Genomic DNA, 19266 nt, shown 5'->3' on the forward strand with positions numbered 1-19266 from the left:
GACGGGCGGGGGTCCCGTCGCCGGAACCCCCGCCCGCGGCATCCGCCTCGACCGCTGGATGCCTCGATGCCGCACCCGACTCAGCAGGCGGCCGGCTGACCCCAGACGTCGTTCGTGCCGGGGGTGTTGCCCTGCGTCCACCACTTCGCCGTGTACTCGGATCCGTTGTAGGAGACCTGCTGGCCCCCGGTGTAGATCGCCGTGGCGCTCCAGGCCGCCGCGTCGCACGTGCCCGTGCCACCGCCGCCGGTGCCGCCACCCGACCCGGCCGACGGCTCGACGACCGTGACGCCGCGCGGCAGATCGTCGAGCGTCGCGAAGGTCTCGGTGCCGATCTTCACCCGCAGGTTCGAGATCTCCGTCATGGGCAGTCGCCACGAGAGCTTCGTGAAGACGCTGCCGCCGGCGGGGATGCCGCCCGAGGGCACCGTGATCGCGTAGGTGTGGAAGTCGCCCTTCAGGCCGCCCACGTTCGATCCGGTGTGGTCGCTCGACACCTTCGTGATGCCCCAGCCGTTCTGCTCGCCCATCGCGCCCGTGTCGCTCGTCGCCGTGTCGAAAGTGATCGTCGACCCCGCGGGGATCGCGGTCTTCGACCGGTTCGTGAAGGTCGTCTTCGGGTTGATCGGGTAGTTGTTGTCGCCGAGCGCGAAGTCTCCGAACGACACCTGCAGGTCGATCGCCTTCGTCGGCATCGAGCCGTTCGCCTTCGCCGCGTCGTACGGCTGCGACGCCGAGAGCCGGTCGTGCAGGATCGACACGAGCGTCGACCCCATCTCGTACTGGCCCTTCTGCGTGTTGTACCCGTAGTCGCCCGCGAGCTCCCAGATCATGGCGCCGCCGATGCCGTTGTCGGAGATGTACTCGGCCTTCGCCGTGATCGCCTGGTCGGCGTCGCCCGAGAGGAAGGTCTTCGTGGTGGCGTTCCACCACCACTCGGTCTTCGTCGTCTGGTCGAAGTGGTGCGTGTACGTGCCGTTGATCGACGTCGGCGCCCCGTAGGAGGCGGTGTAGTCGCCCACGACGCCCTTCTGCAGGTTCAGCACGTGCCAGATCGGGTTCGCGCCGGCGCCGACCTCGGCCCCGGTCTTGTCGAGGTCGTGCCAGAGGTTGTTGATGCCGACCGCGCCGTTGCCGCACTTCGAGGTGCCGCCGATCGTCGGCCCGGTGCCGGGCGGGCACTTCGTCTGGTCGGCGAGCGGCGCCTTGCCGTAGAGCCCGTCGGTGCCGCCCTGCACGCCGTCCCAGCCGCGGGTGTAGAACGGCAGGCCGACGTTGATGCGACCGGGCGGCATCGCGCCGCGGAAGTAGTGGTATGCCCAGTCGGTGTTGAGGTAGCCGATGTTGGCGTAGGCGCCGTAGACGCCGCCGGCGGCGAGCTCGGGGTCCTTGCCGTCGTCGAAGAGCGGGCCGTTGCCGCCGACGTAGTCGTTCCACGAGCCGTGCAGGTCGTAGCTCATGATGTTGACGTAGTCGAGGTACGGGGTCACCTGGTAGACCTCCGCGCCGCGCAGCAGCCAGCCCGAGGCGGGGGCGGCGACCGTGAGCAGGTAGTGCGTGCCGTCGGCCGTGCCGGCGCGGTCGAGCTTCTCGCGCAGGGTCTTCATGAGCGACTCGTAGCCGGCCCAGAGCTTCGCACGCCGAGGCTCGGAGTAGGCGAAGTCGTCGGGGCTGCCGGCCTTGCCGTTGGAGTTGGCGTACTCGTAGTCGATGTCGACGCCGTCGAAGCCGTAGGTGCGGATGAACTGCACCGCGCTGTCGGCGAAGGCGTCGATCTTGGCCTGCGAGTCGGTGAGCGTGTAGAAGCCGCCGTCGGCGACCCGGTCGCCGTTCGCGTCGAAGTGACCGCCGGTCTCGGCCCAGCCGCCGACCGAGACGAGCGCCTTCACGCCCGGATTCTGCTGCTTGTACTTCGAGAGCAGGTTGAAGTGCCCCTGGTACGGCAGCGTCGGGTCCATCTCGGCGCCCGCGACGCCCGGCCAGGTCATCTTCGTCGAGGCGTTGCCCGCGACGTCCTGGTTGACCGAGACCTTGCCCTGCCCGTCGATGTGGGCGAATGCGTAGTTGATGTGGCTGAGCTGCGTCCACGGGATGTCGCTCGCGAGGTAGCGCGGCTGGCCGTTCTGCCCCGTGCGCCAGTTCGTGAAGTAGCCGATGACGCGGTGCTCGAGGCCGTTCGGCAGCTTCTCGCGGCCCTGCTCGTCGTAGATGGTGCAGTAGGGCACGTCGACGCCGGGGGTCTGGTAGAGGCCGTCGGGCCGGCACTTCTCGTCGGGGTTCGACGTCCACGGCGTGCCGGGCTCGGGGGTGGGCGTCGGGGTCGGCGTCGGAGTGGGGGTCGGAGTGGGCGTGGGGGTCGGCGTCGGAGTCGGCTCGGGGGTTCCCGTGCCGCAGGCCGCGCCCGCCGCCCAGGGGCCCCACTCGCCGGTGCCCGGCTCGTTGTTCTGGGTCCACCACTTCGCGGTGTAGTTGACGCCGCCGTGCGAGGCGGTCGCGCCGCCCGTGTAGACGGCGGTCGAGCTCCACGCCGGGGCGCATGCCTCGGCGGCGCTCGCGACCGCTGCGGGGAGGAGGGCTGCGATGAGCAGTCCGATCCCCCCGGCGGCGACGGCGGCCTTCGAGCCGCGCCCGAACTTCAGTGTTCGCATCTCGTTCCTGTCTGCCTGTGGTCCGCCCGCGGTCCACGGGCAGCCCGACGCTACCGACGGGACGGCGCCGCCGAATCCGCACATCCCCGCATACGCGGGACTACGTACGCGCCTCGGCCGACGGCCTACGCGGTGCGCGACGGAGACAGTCCGCGCATGCGGTAGGCGAGCACCGCGAGCTCGACCCGCGAATGCACGTCGAGCTTCGTGAAGACGCGACCGAGATGCACCTCGACGGTGCGGACCGAGACGTAGAGCCGCGCCGCGGCGTCGCGATTGGATGCCCCGTCGACGACCAGCATCGCGACCTCGAGCTCGCGCTCGGTCAGCACCTCGGCCCACACGGCGCGGCACGCCACGAGCGGGTCGTCGGGATCGGCCGGCTCGGGGGCGATCGGGGCCGGGGCCGTCGCCTCGGATGCGGGCGCAGGCGCCGGTGCTGGGACACCGGCACCCGCGAGTGGCGCCCCGACGGGCGAGGGCGCCGTGCGGCCCGACGCTCCGCCGCCGTTCACGGTGACCGCAGCCGGCTCACCTGCAGGCGCGACCGGTGAGTCGGGCCCCGCCGCGAGCAGACGCCGCTCGGCGTCGACGACGGCGAGCCAGGCCGTCGCGCCAGACTCGCCGAACAGGTGCTCGGCGGCCAGCAGGTGGCGTTGCGCACGCTCGGGAGCGCCCGCCTCGCCGCAGGCCCGCGCGAGCATGAGTTCGGTGCGAGCGCGCTCGTAGTGCGAGCCGATACCCCGGCTGGCCTCAAGCGCTGCGCGGTAGTCGCCCTCGAAGCGATGCCGGTCGGTGCTGCGCATGCGACGGCGGAGCTCGCTCGCGAGCCGCGAGTCGGGCGGGCGCCGCACGCCCGACTCGGCCGCCGACCCGGCGTCCGCCGACGTCGCTCGAGCGTGCACCTCCCAGCCGTCGGCGGTGTCGAGCCCCGGCACGTGCAGGCCGCACCCGGCCGCCTGCTCGCGTTCGCCCGCGAGGGCGACGAGCGTCGCCGCCTCGGCACGGGCGCCGCGCAGATGTGCGGCCACGGCGCGGTCGACGAGCTCCTCGGCCCGGATCGAGACCGTCGAGGGAGGCTGCGACGCCTCGACCGCGCGGGCGAACGCACCGATCTCGCCGTTCGTGATGACATCGATCCGTCGCGCGAGCGTCGCCCCGAGCCCGCCGAACGGCAGTGCGATCGGCAGGTCGGTCGCGGCACGGGCGAGCAGCTGACCGGCCCGGCCGACCTCGCCCGACCAGAGCACCAGCAGGGCGGCGGCGACCGCGCGCGCGGCCCGCATGATCGGCGCCCGTTCGTCGCGCGCGACGCGCGGATCGCTCGACGTGTCGCGGAGTGCGCCGAGCCAGCGGGCGGCACGCTCGGGATCGCCCGCGAGGCCCTGCTCGATCGCGCGCGCGATCGCGCCCGCGCCGGCCGTCGCGGCGGTGCCCGACGTAACGGTCGTCGGCGCGGCGCCGTCGCACGCGTTCCCGACCCCGAACATCGCACACCACGCGAGCGCCGCACGGAGCGGCCCGTCGTCGAGCCCGTACCGGGTGGTCAGCCGCCCGGCTTCGGCGAGGCGGCGCGCGGCGGCGGCCGGAGCACCGCGCTCCGCCAGCAGCCCGGCCGCGGTCGCCGAGGCGCGGGCGAGATCGGACCACCGTCGCGCGGGCCCGGTCGCGGCATCCGAACAGCTCGCCCCGTCGTCGACCGCCGCGGCGATCCGATCGTCGAGCTCGCCGAGCGGCACGTCGCCCTCGAGCGCTGAGCGCGCGATGAGATAGTCGGCGAGCACCGCGGCGCGCTCGTCCTCGCCGCCGTGCTCGAGCACCCCGCCGAACCAGCACCTGGCGTCGTCGACGTGACCGCCGTGCAGGGCAGCGCGCCCGGCGGTGCGCCACGCATCGATCTCGGCGCGGCCCGAGGCGTGGCTCGCCGCCTCGCGGGCGACGGCGTGCGCCCACTCGGACTCGCCGGCCGCATCGGCGGCCTCGGCGATCTCGAGGAGCGGGGCGACGAACGCCTCGGAGCCCTCGAGCGTGGAGAGCGATCGATGCCAGGTGGCCCGCGCGTCGACGCCGAGCTCGGCATAGGCCCGGGCGAGCGCCGCGTGCGCCGCCGTGCGCTCGGCGAGGCTGGCGACGGCGTGCGCCCAGACCCGCACCCGCGGGTCGGCGAAGGCGAAGTGGCCGGCGACAAGCAGGAGATGACGGCTCACCCCGCCCTCGACGAGCGCGGACATCGGCCGGCCCGAGGCGGCGAGCAGCACGTCGACCCGGTCGTCGACGCAGACCGCGGCGGTGACGAGCAGCAGGCGCTCCCATTCCGCCAGCCGCAGTGCGTCGGCGCCGACCGCCCGTTCGATGGCGGGCACGAGCGGCAGGGGGTCGGGCAGCACGGCGTGGCCGAGCCGCTGCGCGACGCGAAGTCGCCCGGTCACCTCGATGATGGCGTCGGCGTCGCCGCTGAGCGCGAGACCCAGCCGTGCGGCGACGTGCGGGGCGACGACGAGACGATGCCGCGCGAGCAGCTCGACTACCGCGCGCGTGTCTTCGAAGACCTCGGTCGACGAGCGATGACGCGGGGCTTGGCGGGGCCGTTCCGGTGTGGACGCCATTGCCCCTCCGCTCACTACTCCGGTCGCGTGGGGTTATGTTAGCAACATTTACAAAGTCGGCGCGAGTGCCGGCCGCCGGCCGCGCAACTCCCCCTTCGGGGGCGGACTGCGCTCAGTCGCGCGGGCTCAGGAGGTAGTCGTTGAAGCGCCGGGTGGTCACCTCGTCGAGGGCGACGGGAGCCCCGTCGAGCGCCGTCACGCCCGCGGCGAGCCGCACGCTCGAGACGAGCCAGGCGGCCTCGGCGAGCGCGAGCTCGGCCACCGGGATGTCGCGGTACTCGGTGCGCTCCCCCGCCTGCTCCAGGTGCTCGAACAGGCTCTGCTGGGTCGTGCCGTGGAGGATCGCCCCGCTCGGCGCGGGCGTCGAGTAGACGCCGCCGATGCGGAGGATGACGCTCGAGGTCGGCCCCTCCATGACGAATCCGTCCGAGGAGACGTAGATCGTGTCGTCGGCGCCGCGGCGCTTCGCCTCCCGGAGGGCCGCCATGTTGGGCGCGTAGCTCAGTGTCTTCGCGCCGAGCAGCAGCCAGGGCGCCCGCGCCGCGGCGTCGTGGGCGATCCCGCGATCGAGCGTCACGACCCGGATGCCCTGCTCGCGCGGCACGGAGAAGTCGGCCGCGGGCGAGGCGTGCAGCCACGCCGTCGGCGCCGGGCCGTGCTCGACGCCGCGGCTCAGCACGAGCTTCAGCGCGAACACGCCGGTGGCCGGCAGCGCGGCGGTCGCGCGCCGGATCGCCGCGTGCCACTGCTCGAGGTTCGGTTCCGGCAGTTCGCAGATCGCCGCCGAGTTGCGCAGCCGCACGAGGTGGGCCTGCGCCTCCTGGGCGTGGCCGTCGACGACGGCGAGGGTCTCGAAGATGCCGTCGCCGCGCTGCGTCGACAGCTCGCCGACGCGCAGCGCCGGCTCAGAGGCATCCACCTCGTGGAAGGTCGCATCGACGCCGTCGGCGGACGCGTCGGCGGGCAGCGGGGCGATGAGGAGGGTCACGGTCGAGGCCATGCACCAATGCTATTCAGCCGCAGGGCAACGGGATGCCCCCGGCCGATGCGCTACCGTACGGGCATGCGGATGCTCGGGACCGGCGAGATGAGCCGCGCCTCCGGCCTGTCGCTCAAGGCGCTGCGACTCTACGAGGCGAACGGCCTGCTCGTGCCCGCCGAGGTCGATGCGCGCACCGGGTACCGTCGCTTCGGCGAGGCCGAGCTCGCCCGCGCCCGTTCCATCCAGGCCCTGCGCCGGGTCGGGCTGCCGCTCGACCGGGTGCGCGAGCTCATCGACGCTCCGCCCGAGCGGCTCCGCGCCGAGCTCGCCGCCTGGTGGTCGGCCGAGCGGAGCGCGTTCGCCCGGCGCAGCCAGGTCGTCGACGTCGTCGCGGATGCCTCGGGGCTGGAGCTCGTCGACGACGCCGCATCCGCTGCCGTCGCCGCCCGCGTGCGCGTGGTCCGCCGCGAGGCGCAGAAGACGGCGTCGATCACGCGCGTCGTGGAGCAGGCCGAGCTCGTGCCGACGACGATCGGCGACGTCATCGCGCTGCGTCACCACCTCGCCGCCCACGACGCGCGCCCGCTCGCGACGCACCAGCTGATCCTCCACGAGCCCGTCGGCTTCGCGCTGCCCGGCCGCGTCGAGAGCGCGGTGCCGTACACCGGGACGTGCGATCCCGTCGGCGACATCGTGCTGCGCGCAGAGCCGGCGACCACGTACGTCGCGGTCGACGTCGCCGCCGACGAACTCGTCTACCCGGCCCTGCTGCGGTTCTACGACGCGATCGCCCGTGCCGCCGAGCGGCACGGAGGCCCGCTCGGCCCGCCGCGCGAGCTCTACGAGCGGCCCTGGTCGACCGTGCCGGGCGACGTCGTCGCCACGATCGCGACCCCCGTGAACCCCCGATCAGCACCTCGTGCTTGACTCTGCCCCCGGGGCGGACTGGAAGCTCGAACCATGACCGATCACCTCGCCGAGGCCGCACCGGCCGGCATCTCCTCCAACGCCGCGGCCGCTCGCTCCGCGCGCTACCGCGCCCACTCCGCCGTCACCGATCCCGGGGCCCACGCCGAGCTGCTGCGCGGCGTCGGCGCCGGGTTCGACGCACTTCACCGCACCGTCGAGCTCCTCGTCGACCACTACCGCGCGACCCCGGGAGGGGTCGGGGCCGAGCAGTTCGACGACATCGACCGCCGGTGGGTCGCCTCGCAGCTCGACGCCCTCGTCGAACGGCAGCCCGGGCCGCTCGACGCGCCCCGTGCGCCGGAGGCTCGCCTCGGCGGCTGCTGCCGCGACCACTCCGTGCTCGCCGTCGCGATCCTGCGCGAGCACGGCGTTCCGGCTCGCACCCGCCTCGGGTTCGCCGGGTACTTCGCACCCGGCTATCACCACGATCACGTCGTCGGCGAGCGGTGGGACGACCCCACCGGACGTTGGGTGCGCTTCGACCCCGAACTCGACCCCGCCGAGTACCCGTTCGCGGTCGACGACCTCCCGCGCGGCGACGCGGCCGGCTTCCGCACCGCCGCCGAGGCCTGGCAGGCGTACCGGGCGGGACTCACCGACCTCGCCGACCACGGCGTCGGGCCCGACACGCCGTACGCGGGTCCCGCGTTCGTGCACGGGTACCTGATCGCTGACCTCGCCCACCGGCAGCGCTGCGAGGTGCTGCTGTGGGACGGCTGGGGAGCGATGGCCGCGCCCGGCGACGAACTCTCGGCCGCCCAGCTCGAGCTCGCCGACCTCCTCGCCGAACTCACGGTCGCGGCCGATGCCGGCGACGAAGGCGCGGAGGCCCGGCTCGACGAGCTCTGGTCGTCCGACCCTCGAGTGCGCCCCGAACGATACGTCGAGACGTGGTCGCCCACCGGGCGCATCGGCCGGACCGACCTCGAATGCCGCACCACCGAATGGCGCACCGAGGGCTGAGGTGCCGTTCGAGCCGGCGGGGACATGACAAGGCCGGCCGCAGAAACGCCTCTCGGCGCGAGGCCGCTCGGAGCGGCGAATTTTGGAGCCCGGGGTTACTGCGGCCGGCCTCAGTCAGTCTAAACGACGTCGGAGGCGGGTTCATTCCCGGCGGCGGCGTCGGAGTCCGCCCGGCGCAGCGAACCGCTCAGTCGAGGGCGTCGCGCCGCCAGAGCCGGGCGCAGGCGCCGAGCTCGTCGGCGAGCTCGGTCAGTCGCAGCGCCCGCCGGGTGAGGGCTCCCGAGCGTTCGGGGTGGGCGGCGTCCGTGGCATCCGCATCGTCGGCGAGGCTCGTGAACCCGGCCGCGCTCACCCGTGCGAACGCGGCCGCGCGCTCGAGCGCGACCGCGAAGTCACCGGTGAAGACGCCGTGCAGCACCCGGTCGGCGAGCTCGCGCACCTCGTCGGGGCCGGTGGGCGACGCCGCGCCCGCGACGACCTGGTCGATCGTGTGCGAGACCTCGGAGCCCCGCCGGTACGCGAGGCTCAAGGCCTCGGCGTCCTGGCCGATGAGCGTGCGCAGCAGGTAGATGCGCCAGAGGGCGCCCGGGAGGCTCTTCGCCGACGAGCCCGACCAGAGCTCGGCGATCGCGTCGATGCCGTGGAGGTCGGTGTACGCGATCAGCCGCCCGACGATCTCAGGATCGGGGTTCGCGCGCACCCGCGCGAGGAGCGCGGCCGCCGTGTCGTGCGCCGCCCGGTTCAGCCGCGCCGGATCGTCGCCGCCGATGAAGCCGTCGAACAGTGCGGGCGGGAAGCGGGTGGGGCGGTGGAAGTCGGCGGCCATTCGGAACAGGATACCCGCGCCCGCGACCGCTGTCCCCCGCACCGGGTGATCCCCCGCACTGGGGCCGCCCGCACTGGGGGCCCCGGGTCGACGGCATCGGGAATACCCTGCGAACCATGCGTACTCGAAGCATCCTCACCCTCTCTGCGGCGGCCGTGCTCGCCGCGACCGCTGCCATCGCCGCACCGGCGGCCGCCGCGCCGGCCCCCGGCGCTCCGGAGACCCGCGCGAGCGGGCTGCCCTCCCCGCTCGGGCTCGCCGTCGCAACCGACGGCCGCGCCATCGTCTCGGGCAACTTCGCCGGCCTGCTCTCGGGCGTCGACAAGAAGGGCGGCACCTCGACGCTCGTCGCCGCACCCGGCGAGGAGATCTCGGCCCCGGCGATCGCCGGATCGACGGTCTACTACATGCGGGGCGGCCACGATCACGTCGTCGCCGGCCTCTACGCGCTGAAGAACGGCACCTCGACGCTCGTCGCCGACCTCGCGGGGTACGAGGCGAGCGAGAACCCCGATGCCGTCAACACCTACGGCTTCTCCGACCTGACGCCCGAGTGCGAGGCGCAGTTCACCGGATTCCCGCCGTTCCCGCCGCTCGGCGAGCCGCACTACACCGGCATCGTCGACACGCACGCGTACGGGGCGACCGTGGTCGACGACACCGTCTACATCGCCGATGCGGGCGCCAACGCCATCCTCGCGGTCGAGGACGGCGACGTCTCGACGGTGGCGGTGCTGCCGCCGAGCGCACCGATCATCGTGCCGCCGGGCTTCGGCAGCCAGTACGGCTGGCCCGCCTGCGTCGCCGGCCACGGCTACCGCACCGAGCCGGTGCCGACCGATGTCGAGCTCGGCCCCGACGGCTGGCTCTACGTGACGAGCCTTCCCGGCGGCGAAGAGAGCCCCGCCTTCGGACCGCGCGGCACCGTCGTGAAGGTGAACCCCGAGACCGGCGAGATCGTTCCCGTGGCGAGCGGATTCAACGGGGCCACCAACCTCGCCGTCGCACCGAACGGCACGATCTACGTCAGCGAACTGTTCGGCGGGCCCGAGGGCGCGGGACAGGTCGCGATCGTCGCCCCGGGTGCGAACCAGGCGACCGGCGTGATCGACGTCGCGATGCCCGCCGCGGTGTCAGTGCGAGCCGAACAGCTCTACATCACGACCGAAGCGCTCTCGGAGGAGGGCGGCAAGCTGACCGTTGTGCCGCTCAAGGGAACCGCGAACAGCCGTCGGGGCTGAACGACGACCCTCCGAGGTGGCGAGCGGCCGGACGCCGGGTGAACCCGGTGGCCGGCCGCTTCGCCGTGCCCGCCCGCCTCACTCCCCCGCGGTGGCCCGCCGCATGAATGCCGTACGCCAGTTCTCGCCGGAGCGTTCGTAGGTGACCTTCGCGTGGCAGTTGCGGCAGCGCACGTCGCACTTCGCGATCTCGCTCATGACCTTGCGCACCGAGTAGCCGTTCTGCGCGAGTCGCATCACCTCGGCGGACTTGTCGCAATCCGCGCGATGGTCGAAGTCGAGCACCCGCAGGTCGGCCTCGCCGCAGTCGAGGCAGGGATGCGCGCTGAGGTAGTCGCCGACGGCGTCGAGCGCGAGGAGCCTGGCCTCCGCCCGTCGCGCCATGACGACACGGACATGGGAGTCGCGGTTCTCCTGGTAGTACCGGCGTGCCCGCCCCCGATTGCACTCCCGGCAGACGTTCTGCAGCCCGTCAGGTGAGGCGCTGCGACGGTTGAACGACGAGACAGACAGCTCTTGCCGGCACATCACGCATCGCTTCATGCCGCGATTCAGCCCGCGACCACCGACACACCAGCGGCCACGAATCGCACCGCGAACGGTGCCCCCAGAGAGGCTCGAACTCTCGACCCACGGATTAACTACCTGCACTGAGTCTCCCCAGCCACCGCTCGCACGGCTTGCAGGTCTGGACTATCTCACCACCTTCGGCCGAGCCGGTCAGGTGCGCCGCGTATAGTCTCTGAGGTTCCCTTTCGGTTACCTGCTGATTGCCCAATCCCTCGGATTGTCACTGCCCAGTGGGCGAGTACCTCGGGCTCTCAGGGTGTTCCAGCATACAGCGGCGTTCATTCGACGCATTTCTGCGCCGACGCTCCTATTTTCTGTTGAAGTCCGTTGCTCTAACCAACTGAGCTATGGGGGCACGCACCACCATATCAGCGGCGCTCCGGACGCCCGGCATCGCATGCATCCGCGAACACCGTCCGCACCCTCATCGCGACACGAGCCCGTGCTCGTACGCCCAGATGACGACGTGCACCCGGTCGGGCAGCTCGAGCTTCGCGAGGATCGCCTTGACGTGCGTCTTCACGGTGTTGCCGGTGAGGTAGAGGCGCTCGGCAATCTCGTCGTTGGACGCACCGACGACCAGTTCGGCCAGCACGTCGCGCTCGCGCACCGTGAGCGGGGCGAGCAGCGCCTCGGGGTCGGGAGCGGCCGGCGCCTTCGCCACGAAGTCGACGAGGCTCGCGGTCGCGCGCGGCGCGAGGGTCGCGTCGCCCGCGTGGACGGCACGGATCGCCGCAGCCAGTTCCTCGGCGGAGGCGTCCTTCGTCAGGAACCCGCTGGCCCCCGCCCGGATGGCGGCGAACACGACCTCGTCGAGGTCGAAGGTGGTGAGCACGAGGACCCGGGTGGCGGGATGCTCCGCCCGCACGCGGCGCGTCGTCTCGATGCCGTCGAGGCGGGGCATCCGCACGTCCATCACGACCACGTCGGCGCGATGCGCCCGCAGTCGTTCGAGCAGCTCGGCGCCGTCGGCGGCCTGCACGACGAGCTCGAGGTCGGGCGGAGCCTCGAGCATGATCTCGAGCGCTGATCGCATGAGCTCCTGATCGTCGGCGAGCGCGACACGGATGCTCGGGCCGCCCGTCACCGGGATCCCCCGTCCGCGACCTCGCTGCCGACGGGCAACCGCGCGACGACGCGCCACCCCGGGGCATCCGTTCGGGGCCCGGCCTCGAAGCCGCCGCCGACCTGCTCGACGCGATCGCGCATGCCCCGCAGGCCTCGCCCGGGGGCGGACTCCCGCGCCGCGGCGACGTCGCGCCCGTCGTCGTCGACGGTCACCGTGAGGGCGGCGGCGTCCCACTCGATCCGCACCCGCGAGTGCGTCGGCGGTGGGGCATGCCTGATCGTGTTCGTCAGCGACTCCTGGACCACGCGGTACGCCGCGAGCCCCACGCCCGGTCGCACCTCCGCGGGCTCGCCGACCACGACCGCGTCCGCGGTGCGCCCGGGCGACTGCGAGCGTTCGACGAGCTCCGGCAGGCCCTCGAGACTCGGGCTCGGTTCGAGGCCCGTCGCCGCCTCACCGGGCGACGAGACGGCGAGCGCCCCGAGCAGCCCCCGCATGTCGCCCATCGCGGCACGTCCGGTCGAGACGACGTGCTCGATCGCGCCGCGCGCCCGTTCGTCGTCACGTCCGACGAGCAACCGCGACGCCTCCGCCTGCGCGACCATCACCGCGAGCGAGTGCGCGATGACGTCGTGCAGCTCCCGGGCGATCCGGCGCCGCTCCTCGGCGACCGCGCTCAGCTCGCCCTGCAGTCGCAGCTCGGCGGCCTGTGCGAGCGCGAGCTCCTGCGCCGCACGCTTGCGCAGGGTCTCGCGACGGTAGCGTCCGAGCGCCCAGGCTGCACCGATCCCGCCCGCGAGCGAGCCGGCGAGCGCGAGCACCGCGCCCGTGCTCGCGCCCATCGCCTCGTCGTCCGGCCGGTCCGACAGGAACACGATCCCCGTGATGATCCCGGCGCCCACGACTCCGAGGGCGAGCCCGGCCACCCCTGCAACGCGGTCGTCGCTCGCCCCGGCAGCGTAGACGAACGCGAGGTAGACGAGCGAACTGGCCTGCAGCACGGCGAGCCCGGGCATGCCGGGCAGGCTCAGGACGGCGAGCACCAGCATGAGCGCGGATGCCACCGCGATCGCCGCCCGCGGCCACCGTCGCCGCAGCGCGACGAACAGGTGCAGCAGCGCGAACAGCGCGAGCACGACGCCCGCCCAGACGGCGCCCACGGCGCCCGCGGGCCCCGCCACCCGCAGTACCTCGGCGACAGTGATCGGCAGGAGCGCCGCCGCGGCCACCGCCGCCCACGCCCAGTCGGCGCGACTCGGCCCCCGGCGCGCGGTCGTGGCATCCTTCACCGGCCCCACGCTACCGGCGAGCCGAGGCTCGGCATCTCACCCGATCGGGTGAGGCGCGCGACCGGCTCGTGACGGCACGCTGGCGACGAGTCCCGCCGACCGTCGGCGGGGACACCGGGAACGAAGCCTCTACGCAGGGGCTCCCGGATCGACGCAGAGGAGTGCACGATGACATCCACCAGACCGGCGACCGGATCGGTCGCCGCCGCCCGATCGGAGGCCGAGACCCGGCTGCTCCGCCCCTTCGCCGTGCTCGCACTCGTCGCCTCCGTCGCGATCGCGGCCTTCGGTCTCGCCTGGTGGCTCCTGCCCGATTCGAATCCGTACACGGCGCCGGGCTCGCGAAGCCTCGCGAACGCCCTGCTGGAGCCGACGCAGTTCGCCGCGGTCGTGGTCGCGACGGGGGCCGTCGGCCTCCTCCTCGCCTGCGGCGCCCTCTCGCGGGGTGCACTCGGCAGGCGGGCGCCACTCGTCGCCGGTGCCGCGGCAGTACTCGCCGCGACCGTCATCGTCGTACTCGGCGACGCCGGCACCATCACCTTCGCGGGCTACCTGTTCGGCTTCTCCGCGGTCGTCGCCGGGATGCTCACCACCGCGGTGCTCATCGTGCGGGCGCCGAGGCTCGGCGTGCCGCTCCTCCTGCTGCTCCTCGCCCTCATCGGGGTCGCAGTGTCGTGGGCCGGACTGACGTGGGACGGCGTCACGACCTTCCTCATGAAGTTCGGCTCGGGGCTCGTCGGCAACGCGCTTCCCATCCTGGTCTCGGCCGCCTCGGTCACCGCGGTCCTCGCGTGGACCGTCGTGGCGGTCGTCGCCGGACGCACCACCCGCGAGGTGCGCGCCTTCGAGTCGTGGCTCGTTCGCCACCGCCGCACCGTCACCGTGCTCGCGGCACTCGGGCCGCTGCCGTATGCGGTCGTGCGGGCGAGCTGGCTCACGCCGTGGCCGCTGTTCGCCCCCGCCACGGGCGAGCTCTCACCGGCTGTGCTCGCGACCGGCCTCATGCTGGGGTCGGGAGCGGCCGCGGCGTGCGTGCTCACGCTCGGGCTCATCATGCGGTGGGGCCGCGTGTTCCCGCGCTGGATGCCGCGGCTCGGCGGTCGCCCCGTGCCCGCTCGGCTCGCGGTCGTGCCCGGACTCGCTGCGGCGACGATCATCACGATCTCGGCCGTGCCGGTCTTCGTGCTGTCGCTCGGCGCCGACTCGCTCATCGAGGTCATCGTCTTCGACCTCGTGCTGCCCCTGTGGTTCTGGGGGCCGATGCTCGCACTCGCGGTGTGGGCCTATGCGGCCGAGCGGCGCGGCGAAGGCCGCGCGATCGAAGCGGCTGCCGCGGCCGGCTGAGCCGACGTCGATGGCGCGCGACCGCTCCCGGTGGTGCCATGGGCACCGCCCGGCGGTCGCTCGAGGATCACTCGGTCTGGTCGACGAGGTCGGCGTCGGCGGCGTGCGTGCGCACCGAGTCGATCCCGATCTTCGCGGCAGCCTTCGTCGTGTAGCCCTGCGAGGCGGCGATCACCTGCCCGTTGGAGGCCTTCAGACGGAAGCGGTACTCGCCGCTCGCATCCGTGTAGAGCTCGAACGTTCCCGCCATGGCGGCCCCTCCCATTGGTTCCCCTGCACGCAACCTCGCGTGCAGCTCCAACGCTATCCGCGAGGCCGCCTCAGCACCAGAGTCCGCTCGCCCCACTTCGGGGACGCTCGTGGCCGGGGCATCCGCTCGACGGGGCGCCCGCCGCGGGCACCCGCTCAGCCCACGATCGCGCGGAGCCCGGCCATGAGGGCGACGCGCTCGGCCGAGTCGCGCCCGAGGGGGGTGACCGCGAGGGTGGTGACGCCCGACTCCGCGAACGCGGCGACCCGCTCGGCGACGTGCCCGGCCGGACCGATGAGCGAGATCGCCCGCACGAGCTCGTCGGGCACGGCGGCGACGGCCTCGGCCTTGCGGCCGTCGAGGTAGAGGTCCTGGATGTTCGCGGCCTCGGCCTCGAAGCCGTAGCTCGCGATCAGGTCGTTGTAGAAGTTCTTGCCGCGGGCGCCCATGCCGCCGATGTAGAGGCCCAGCTGGGGCTTCACGGCGGCGACCGCCGCGGCGATGAGCTCGGGCTGCTCGGTGATCGCGAGCGCAGGGCTCGCGAAGACGTCGAGCGGGGCGAGCTCGGGTGCCCGCTTCGCGGTGCCCGCGGCGAGCGCGGCGCCCCAGACGCCGTCGGCCCGCTCGGGGTGGTAGAACATCGGCAGCCAGCCGTCGGCGATCTCGGCGGTCTGCTCGACCGACTTCTGGCCCAGGGAGGCGACGGTGATCGGGATGCGCTCGCGCACCGGGTGGTTGATGAGCTTCAGCGGCTTGCCGAGGCCCGTGCCCTGGTCGGCGGGCAGCGGGATGGTGTAGTTGCGGCCCTGGTGGACGACGGGCTCGCGCCGCCAGGTCGTGCGGCAGATGTCGATGATCTCGCGGGCCCGGCCGAGCGGGGCGTCGTAGCGCACGCCGTGGAAGCCCTCGATGACCTGCGGTCCCGATGCGCCGATGCCGAGTTCGAATCTTCCGCCCGAGACGTAGTCGAGGCCCGCGGCCGTCATCGCCGTGAGCGTGGGGGTGCGCGTGTAGAGCTGCAGGATGCCGCTCATGAGCGTCATCCGCTCGGTACGGGCCGCGAGGAAGCCGAGCTGGCTGACGGCGTCGAACGAGTACGCCTCGGGCACGGCGACGAGGTCGACGCCCGCGGCCTCGAGCTCGGCGACCTCGTCGGCGGCCTCGCGGAAGCCGCCCGCGTAGTTCAGGAACATGCCGACGCGCATCCGTGACTCCTCTTCGTCGGGGCTGCCCGGCGGGTGCGCTCGGGCATCTCAGACCCTACGGGACGGTCGGCGGCAGACCGCCCGCGTTTGTGCGTCATCGACGAACCGCACGCCGCTTGCAGCAGTCTCCGAGGTGGATGTCTCAGGCTGGATCGGACGACGACGAACCCCTGGAGGCGCGATGCTCTGGAGCCTGCTGCTCGACCTCCTCCTCGTGCTCGTGTTCATCGGGGCCGTCGTGCACGGCGCGCGCGCCGGGCTCCTGCGCACCGCCGCGGGACTCGTGGGGCTCATCGCGGGCGGCATCGCCGCCTACTTCGTCATGCCCTGGGTGGCCGGGCTCGTTCCCGTCGCCGAGTGGCGGGCACCGGTGGCGCTCGTCACCGCGCTCGTGCTGCTCTCCGCAGGGGCCTGGCTCGGTGCGGTCGTCGGCCGGGCGCTCCGCCGCGGCGCGCGGGCGGTGAAACTCGGCGTGCTCGACCGGGTGCTCGGGGCGATCGGCAACCTCCTCGTCACCGCGTTCGTGGTCGCGCTCGTCGCCTCGGGCGTCTCGGCGCTCGGCGTGCCCGTGCTCTCCCCCGCCGTCGCCGGCTCGACCGTGCTGCGCGCACTCGACCAGGTGACTCCGGCGCCCGCGAAATCGGTGATGGCCGAGCTCCGCACCGCCGCACTCGGCGGCGCGCTGCCCTGGCTCGTCGAAGTGCTCGACACGCCGCTGCCGACCGAGCCTCCTCCCATCGGCACGATCGACGGCCCGGCCCTCGCCGAGGCATCCCGCTCGGTGGTGCGCATCACGGGCACGGCGTTCGAGTGCGGCGCGAACCTCTCGGGCAGCGGATTCGTCGTCGCCGACGACCGGATCGTCACGAACGCGCACGTCGTCGCCGGCGTCGACGAGCCCATCGTCGAGGCGCCCGGGCTGCCCGCCGTCTCGGGGCGCGTCGTCGCCTACGACGCCGAGCACGACCTGGCCGTGATCGCGGTCGAGGGCCTCGCCGCAGCGCCGCTCGCACTCGACGCACCCGCCCTCGGCGACGAGGTGGCCGTCGCCGGGTACCCGTTCGGCGGTCCGTTCGAACTCCGCCCCGGCCGGGTGGCCGCGAGCGGCCCCCTCACGCTGCAGGAGGGCGGGCGCACCTCGACCCGCGACGTGCTGACGCTCTCGGCGGACATCGACCACGGCAACTCGGGCGGGCCGGTGCTGACGGAGGACGGCGAGGTCGCCGGCGTCGTCTTCGCACGGTCCGAGTCGGCCGCGACCGTCGGCTTCGCCATCCCGGTCTCGACGCTCGCGCCGCTCGCCGAGCAGGCTCCGTCGCTCGCCGATGCGGTCGACTCGGGGTCGTGCGCGACCTGAGCGGGTGCAGGATCGACCCGGTGGTCTCGAGACGGCGCTTCGCGCCTCCTCGGCCGACCGGGTGTCAGTCGGCGCTGAATCCCTCGAAGCGGATGCCCCAGCTGAGCTGCCACTCCTCGCCGGGGTCGAGCCAGCGCAGACCGCGGCCCGAGTTGAACGCCTCGGCCGGCGCCGTCATCGGTTCGATCGCGATCGCGATCTCGCCGTGCTCGCCGGGGAACTCGTGCGAGGTGAACACCTGCACGTAGCCGAACTCGTCGTCGGCCCACACCGAGACGCTGCGGCCGTCGGGCGCGGTGAGCGAGTGCAGCACCTGCCCGTCGTCGCTCGCGAGCTCGCCGAACGCGTCGTCGAGACGCAGGTCGCCGACGCGGCGGCCCTCGCGGAAGTCCCACTCGGTGCCCTCGACCGGCACCTCGCCCGTCGGAAGCAGGCGCTCGTCGACCTCGATGTGGCTCGCGGCGTCGAGGCGCAGCGTCAGCTCGGAGGTCGGCACGCCGCCGATCTTGAGGTACGGGTGGGTGCCGATCGCGACGGGCGCGGCCTCGCCGCCGAGGTTCTCGACGAAGTGGGTGACACGCAGCCCGTCGGCGACGAGTTCGTAGTGCACGGCCGTGCCGAGGAGGTAGGGGTAGCCGGACTGCGGGTAGATGCGCGCGGCGAGCGTGACCGAGTCGCGGTCGCGCTCGATCGGCTGGTACTCGGTGTGGCGGAGCAGTCCGTGGATCGCGTTCGAACGCGCCGGCTCGGTGATGGCGAGCTGGTGGTCGACGCCGTCATGGCTCCAGCGGCCGTCGCGGATGCGGTTCGGCCACGGCACGAGCACGATGCCCGCGGCCATGGGCGGCGACTGGTCTTCGCCGTACGGCGGCACCAGGTCGATGCCGTTGATGCTGAGTGTGCGGAGCCCTGCGGCGACCGCGGTGACGGTGGCCCGGATCTGGCCGCTCGACGTCGTCGTCTCGAGCTCGAACTGCTCGCCCGTGGGTTGGGTCATGCCTCAACTCTATGGGCTGCGCCGGGGCCGTGAGCGGTGACCACCGCGAGTCCGGCGTCCTCCAGTTCGGCGACGAGCGCGGAGGGGGCCGAGGCATCCGTGACGAGGGCGTCGAACGCATCGACCGGGCCGACCCGGCCGAGGTGGACCTCGCCGAGCTTCGAGCCGTCGGCCACGACGACGGCGCGCGCCGCCCGCTGCAGCATGAGCGCCTTCACCTCGGCCTCGGGGAGGTTCGCGTTGGTGACGCCGTGCACGGGGTCGACGCCGTTGCAGCCGATGACGGCGAGGTCGACGTGCACGTGCTGCAGCAGCGAACCGGCGAGCGGGTCGACGAGCGAGTGCTGGCGCGGGCGCAGGGTGCCGCCGGTCACGACGACCTGGAAGCGAGGGATCTCGGCCTCGAGCTCGAGCGCGATCGAGAGCCCGTTCGTGAAGACGACGAGGTCCTCGAGGTCGGTGCGCCGCCGCAGCGCCCGCGCGACCTGCAACGTGGTGGTGCCGACGTCGAGGATGAGGCTCTGACCGCTGCGCACGAGGCCGGCGACGTGTTCGCCGATGCGCCGCTTCGGTTCGACGGATGCCTCGAGCGCCTCCTCGAAGCTCGGCTCGCGCTCGGGGCGCGCATCGCCGACGACCGCGCCGACGGGTACGGCCCCGCCGTGCACGCGACGGATGCCGCCCTGGCGTTCGAGCGCGTCGAGGTCGGCGCGGGCGGTGACCGTCGTCACGCCGAAGGCGCGGCTGAGCTCTGCGACGCGCACGAATCCGCGCTCGGCGACGAGCGCGAGGGCGAGCTCGCGGCGGCGGGGCGCGTCGAGCTGCGGGTCGTCGTCCATGGTTCGATCATCCGGGCCCGGGCCGGACTTTGCAATACGAAAGTGATTTGTTTGCAGAACGAAAGTCGCGTATCGTGTGCCGCGTGACCCAGACGAGCGACCTCGCCGCCG

General features: G+C 73.2%; 16 protein-coding genes. 5 read left to right on the forward strand and 11 right to left on the reverse strand.

Annotated elements, in window-relative coordinates; all coding sequences use genetic code 11:
• Positions 1-80: 80 nt before the first annotated feature.
• The 3 genes from ACFVTR_RS05600 to ACFVTR_RS05610 all read right to left on the reverse strand — a co-directional run bounded on the left by ACFVTR_RS05600 (position 81) and on the right by ACFVTR_RS05610 (position 6254).
• On the reverse strand, positions 81-2648 hold the full coding sequence (locus ACFVTR_RS05600) for a glycosyl hydrolase family 18 protein (RefSeq protein ID WP_387035482.1): 2568 nt from the start codon (positions 2646-2648) through the stop codon (positions 81-83).
• A 125-nt stretch (positions 2649-2773) separates the two neighbouring features.
• Positions 2774-5254 (reverse strand): LuxR C-terminal-related transcriptional regulator, encoded by a 2481-nt coding sequence (locus tag ACFVTR_RS05605; RefSeq protein ID WP_387035484.1) that lies wholly within the window; start codon positions 5252-5254, stop codon positions 2774-2776.
• A 112-nt stretch (positions 5255-5366) separates the two neighbouring features.
• Complete coding sequence (locus ACFVTR_RS05610) at positions 5367-6254, reverse strand: aminotransferase class IV (RefSeq protein WP_387035485.1); 888 nt, start codon at positions 6252-6254, stop codon at positions 5367-5369.
• A 63-nt stretch (positions 6255-6317) separates the two neighbouring features.
• Between ACFVTR_RS05610 and ACFVTR_RS05615 the strand changes: the two genes are divergently transcribed.
• Entirely contained in the window at positions 6318-7163 is an 846-nt protein-coding gene (locus tag ACFVTR_RS05615) for a MerR family transcriptional regulator (protein ID WP_387035487.1), read from the forward strand.
• 33 nt (positions 7164-7196) lie between these two features.
• Positions 7197-8168 carry a transglutaminase-like domain-containing protein gene (locus ACFVTR_RS05620; RefSeq protein WP_387035489.1) on the forward strand — a complete coding sequence of 324 codons (972 nt, stop codon included), beginning with the start codon at positions 7197-7199 and terminating at the stop codon, positions 8166-8168.
• Positions 8169-8355: 187 nt separating this feature from the next.
• Here ACFVTR_RS05620 and ACFVTR_RS05625 read toward each other — a convergent pair whose 3' ends face one another.
• Positions 8356-8994, reverse strand: coding sequence for a DNA-directed RNA polymerase subunit beta (locus ACFVTR_RS05625; protein ID WP_387035491.1), 639 nt, complete (start codon positions 8992-8994; stop codon positions 8356-8358).
• A gap of 116 nt (positions 8995-9110) precedes the next feature.
• Between ACFVTR_RS05625 and ACFVTR_RS05630 the strand changes: the two genes are divergently transcribed.
• Positions 9111-10235: a ScyD/ScyE family protein gene (locus ACFVTR_RS05630; protein WP_387035493.1), complete on the forward strand. Its 1125-nt coding sequence runs from the start codon at positions 9111-9113 to the stop codon at positions 10233-10235.
• Positions 10236-10313: 78 nt separating this feature from the next.
• Here the strand turns inward: ACFVTR_RS05630 and ACFVTR_RS05635 are convergent, their stop codons facing one another.
• From ACFVTR_RS05635 to ACFVTR_RS05645, 3 genes are all read right to left on the reverse strand, one after another.
• Positions 10314-10619 (reverse strand): hypothetical protein, encoded by a 306-nt coding sequence (locus tag ACFVTR_RS05635; RefSeq protein WP_387035495.1) that lies wholly within the window; start codon positions 10617-10619, stop codon positions 10314-10316.
• Between the two features lie 610 nt (positions 10620-11229).
• Positions 11230-11892 carry a response regulator gene (locus tag ACFVTR_RS05640; RefSeq protein ID WP_387035498.1) on the reverse strand — a complete coding sequence of 221 codons (663 nt, stop codon included), beginning with the start codon at positions 11890-11892 and terminating at the stop codon, positions 11230-11232.
• A complete protein-coding gene (locus tag ACFVTR_RS05645; RefSeq protein ID WP_387035499.1) occupies positions 11889-13163 on the reverse strand; it encodes a sensor histidine kinase in 1275 nt (424 codons plus the stop codon). The genes ACFVTR_RS05640 and ACFVTR_RS05645 overlap by 4 nt, the downstream gene beginning before the upstream one ends.
• Before the next feature lie 168 nt (positions 13164-13331).
• Between ACFVTR_RS05645 and ACFVTR_RS05650 the strand changes: the two genes are divergently transcribed.
• Positions 13332-14507: a hypothetical protein gene (locus tag ACFVTR_RS05650; protein WP_387035501.1), complete on the forward strand. Its 1176-nt coding sequence runs from the start codon at positions 13332-13334 to the stop codon at positions 14505-14507.
• A gap of 67 nt (positions 14508-14574) precedes the next feature.
• Here the strand turns inward: ACFVTR_RS05650 and ACFVTR_RS05655 are convergent, their stop codons facing one another.
• Positions 14575-14757: a YegP family protein gene (locus ACFVTR_RS05655; protein ID WP_387035503.1), complete on the reverse strand. Its 183-nt coding sequence runs from the start codon at positions 14755-14757 to the stop codon at positions 14575-14577.
• Between the two features lie 155 nt (positions 14758-14912).
• Positions 14913-15962 (reverse strand): LLM class F420-dependent oxidoreductase, encoded by a 1050-nt coding sequence (locus ACFVTR_RS05660; RefSeq protein ID WP_387035505.1) that lies wholly within the window; start codon positions 15960-15962, stop codon positions 14913-14915.
• Between the two features lie 181 nt (positions 15963-16143).
• On the opposite strand from ACFVTR_RS05660, the gene ACFVTR_RS05665 reads away from it, so the two are divergent.
• The gene (locus ACFVTR_RS05665; protein ID WP_387035507.1) at positions 16144-17319 is read left to right on the forward strand and encodes a MarP family serine protease; all 1176 of its coding nucleotides are present in this window, start codon (positions 16144-16146) and stop codon (positions 17317-17319) included.
• 64 nt (positions 17320-17383) lie between these two features.
• Here the strand turns inward: ACFVTR_RS05665 and ACFVTR_RS05670 are convergent, their stop codons facing one another.
• On the reverse strand, positions 17384-18316 hold the full coding sequence (locus ACFVTR_RS05670; protein ID WP_387035509.1) for an aldose 1-epimerase family protein: 933 nt from the start codon (positions 18314-18316) through the stop codon (positions 17384-17386).
• Positions 18313-19155: a DeoR/GlpR family DNA-binding transcription regulator gene (locus ACFVTR_RS05675; protein WP_387035510.1), complete on the reverse strand. Its 843-nt coding sequence runs from the start codon at positions 19153-19155 to the stop codon at positions 18313-18315. Before ACFVTR_RS05675 ends, ACFVTR_RS05670 begins: the two co-directional genes overlap by 4 nt.
• Between the last annotated feature and the right edge of the window lie 111 nt (positions 19156-19266).

It is taken from the genome of Agromyces sp. NPDC058126 (genome assembly GCF_042884595.1).
Lineage (GTDB): Bacteria > Actinomycetota > Actinomycetes > Actinomycetales > Microbacteriaceae > Agromyces.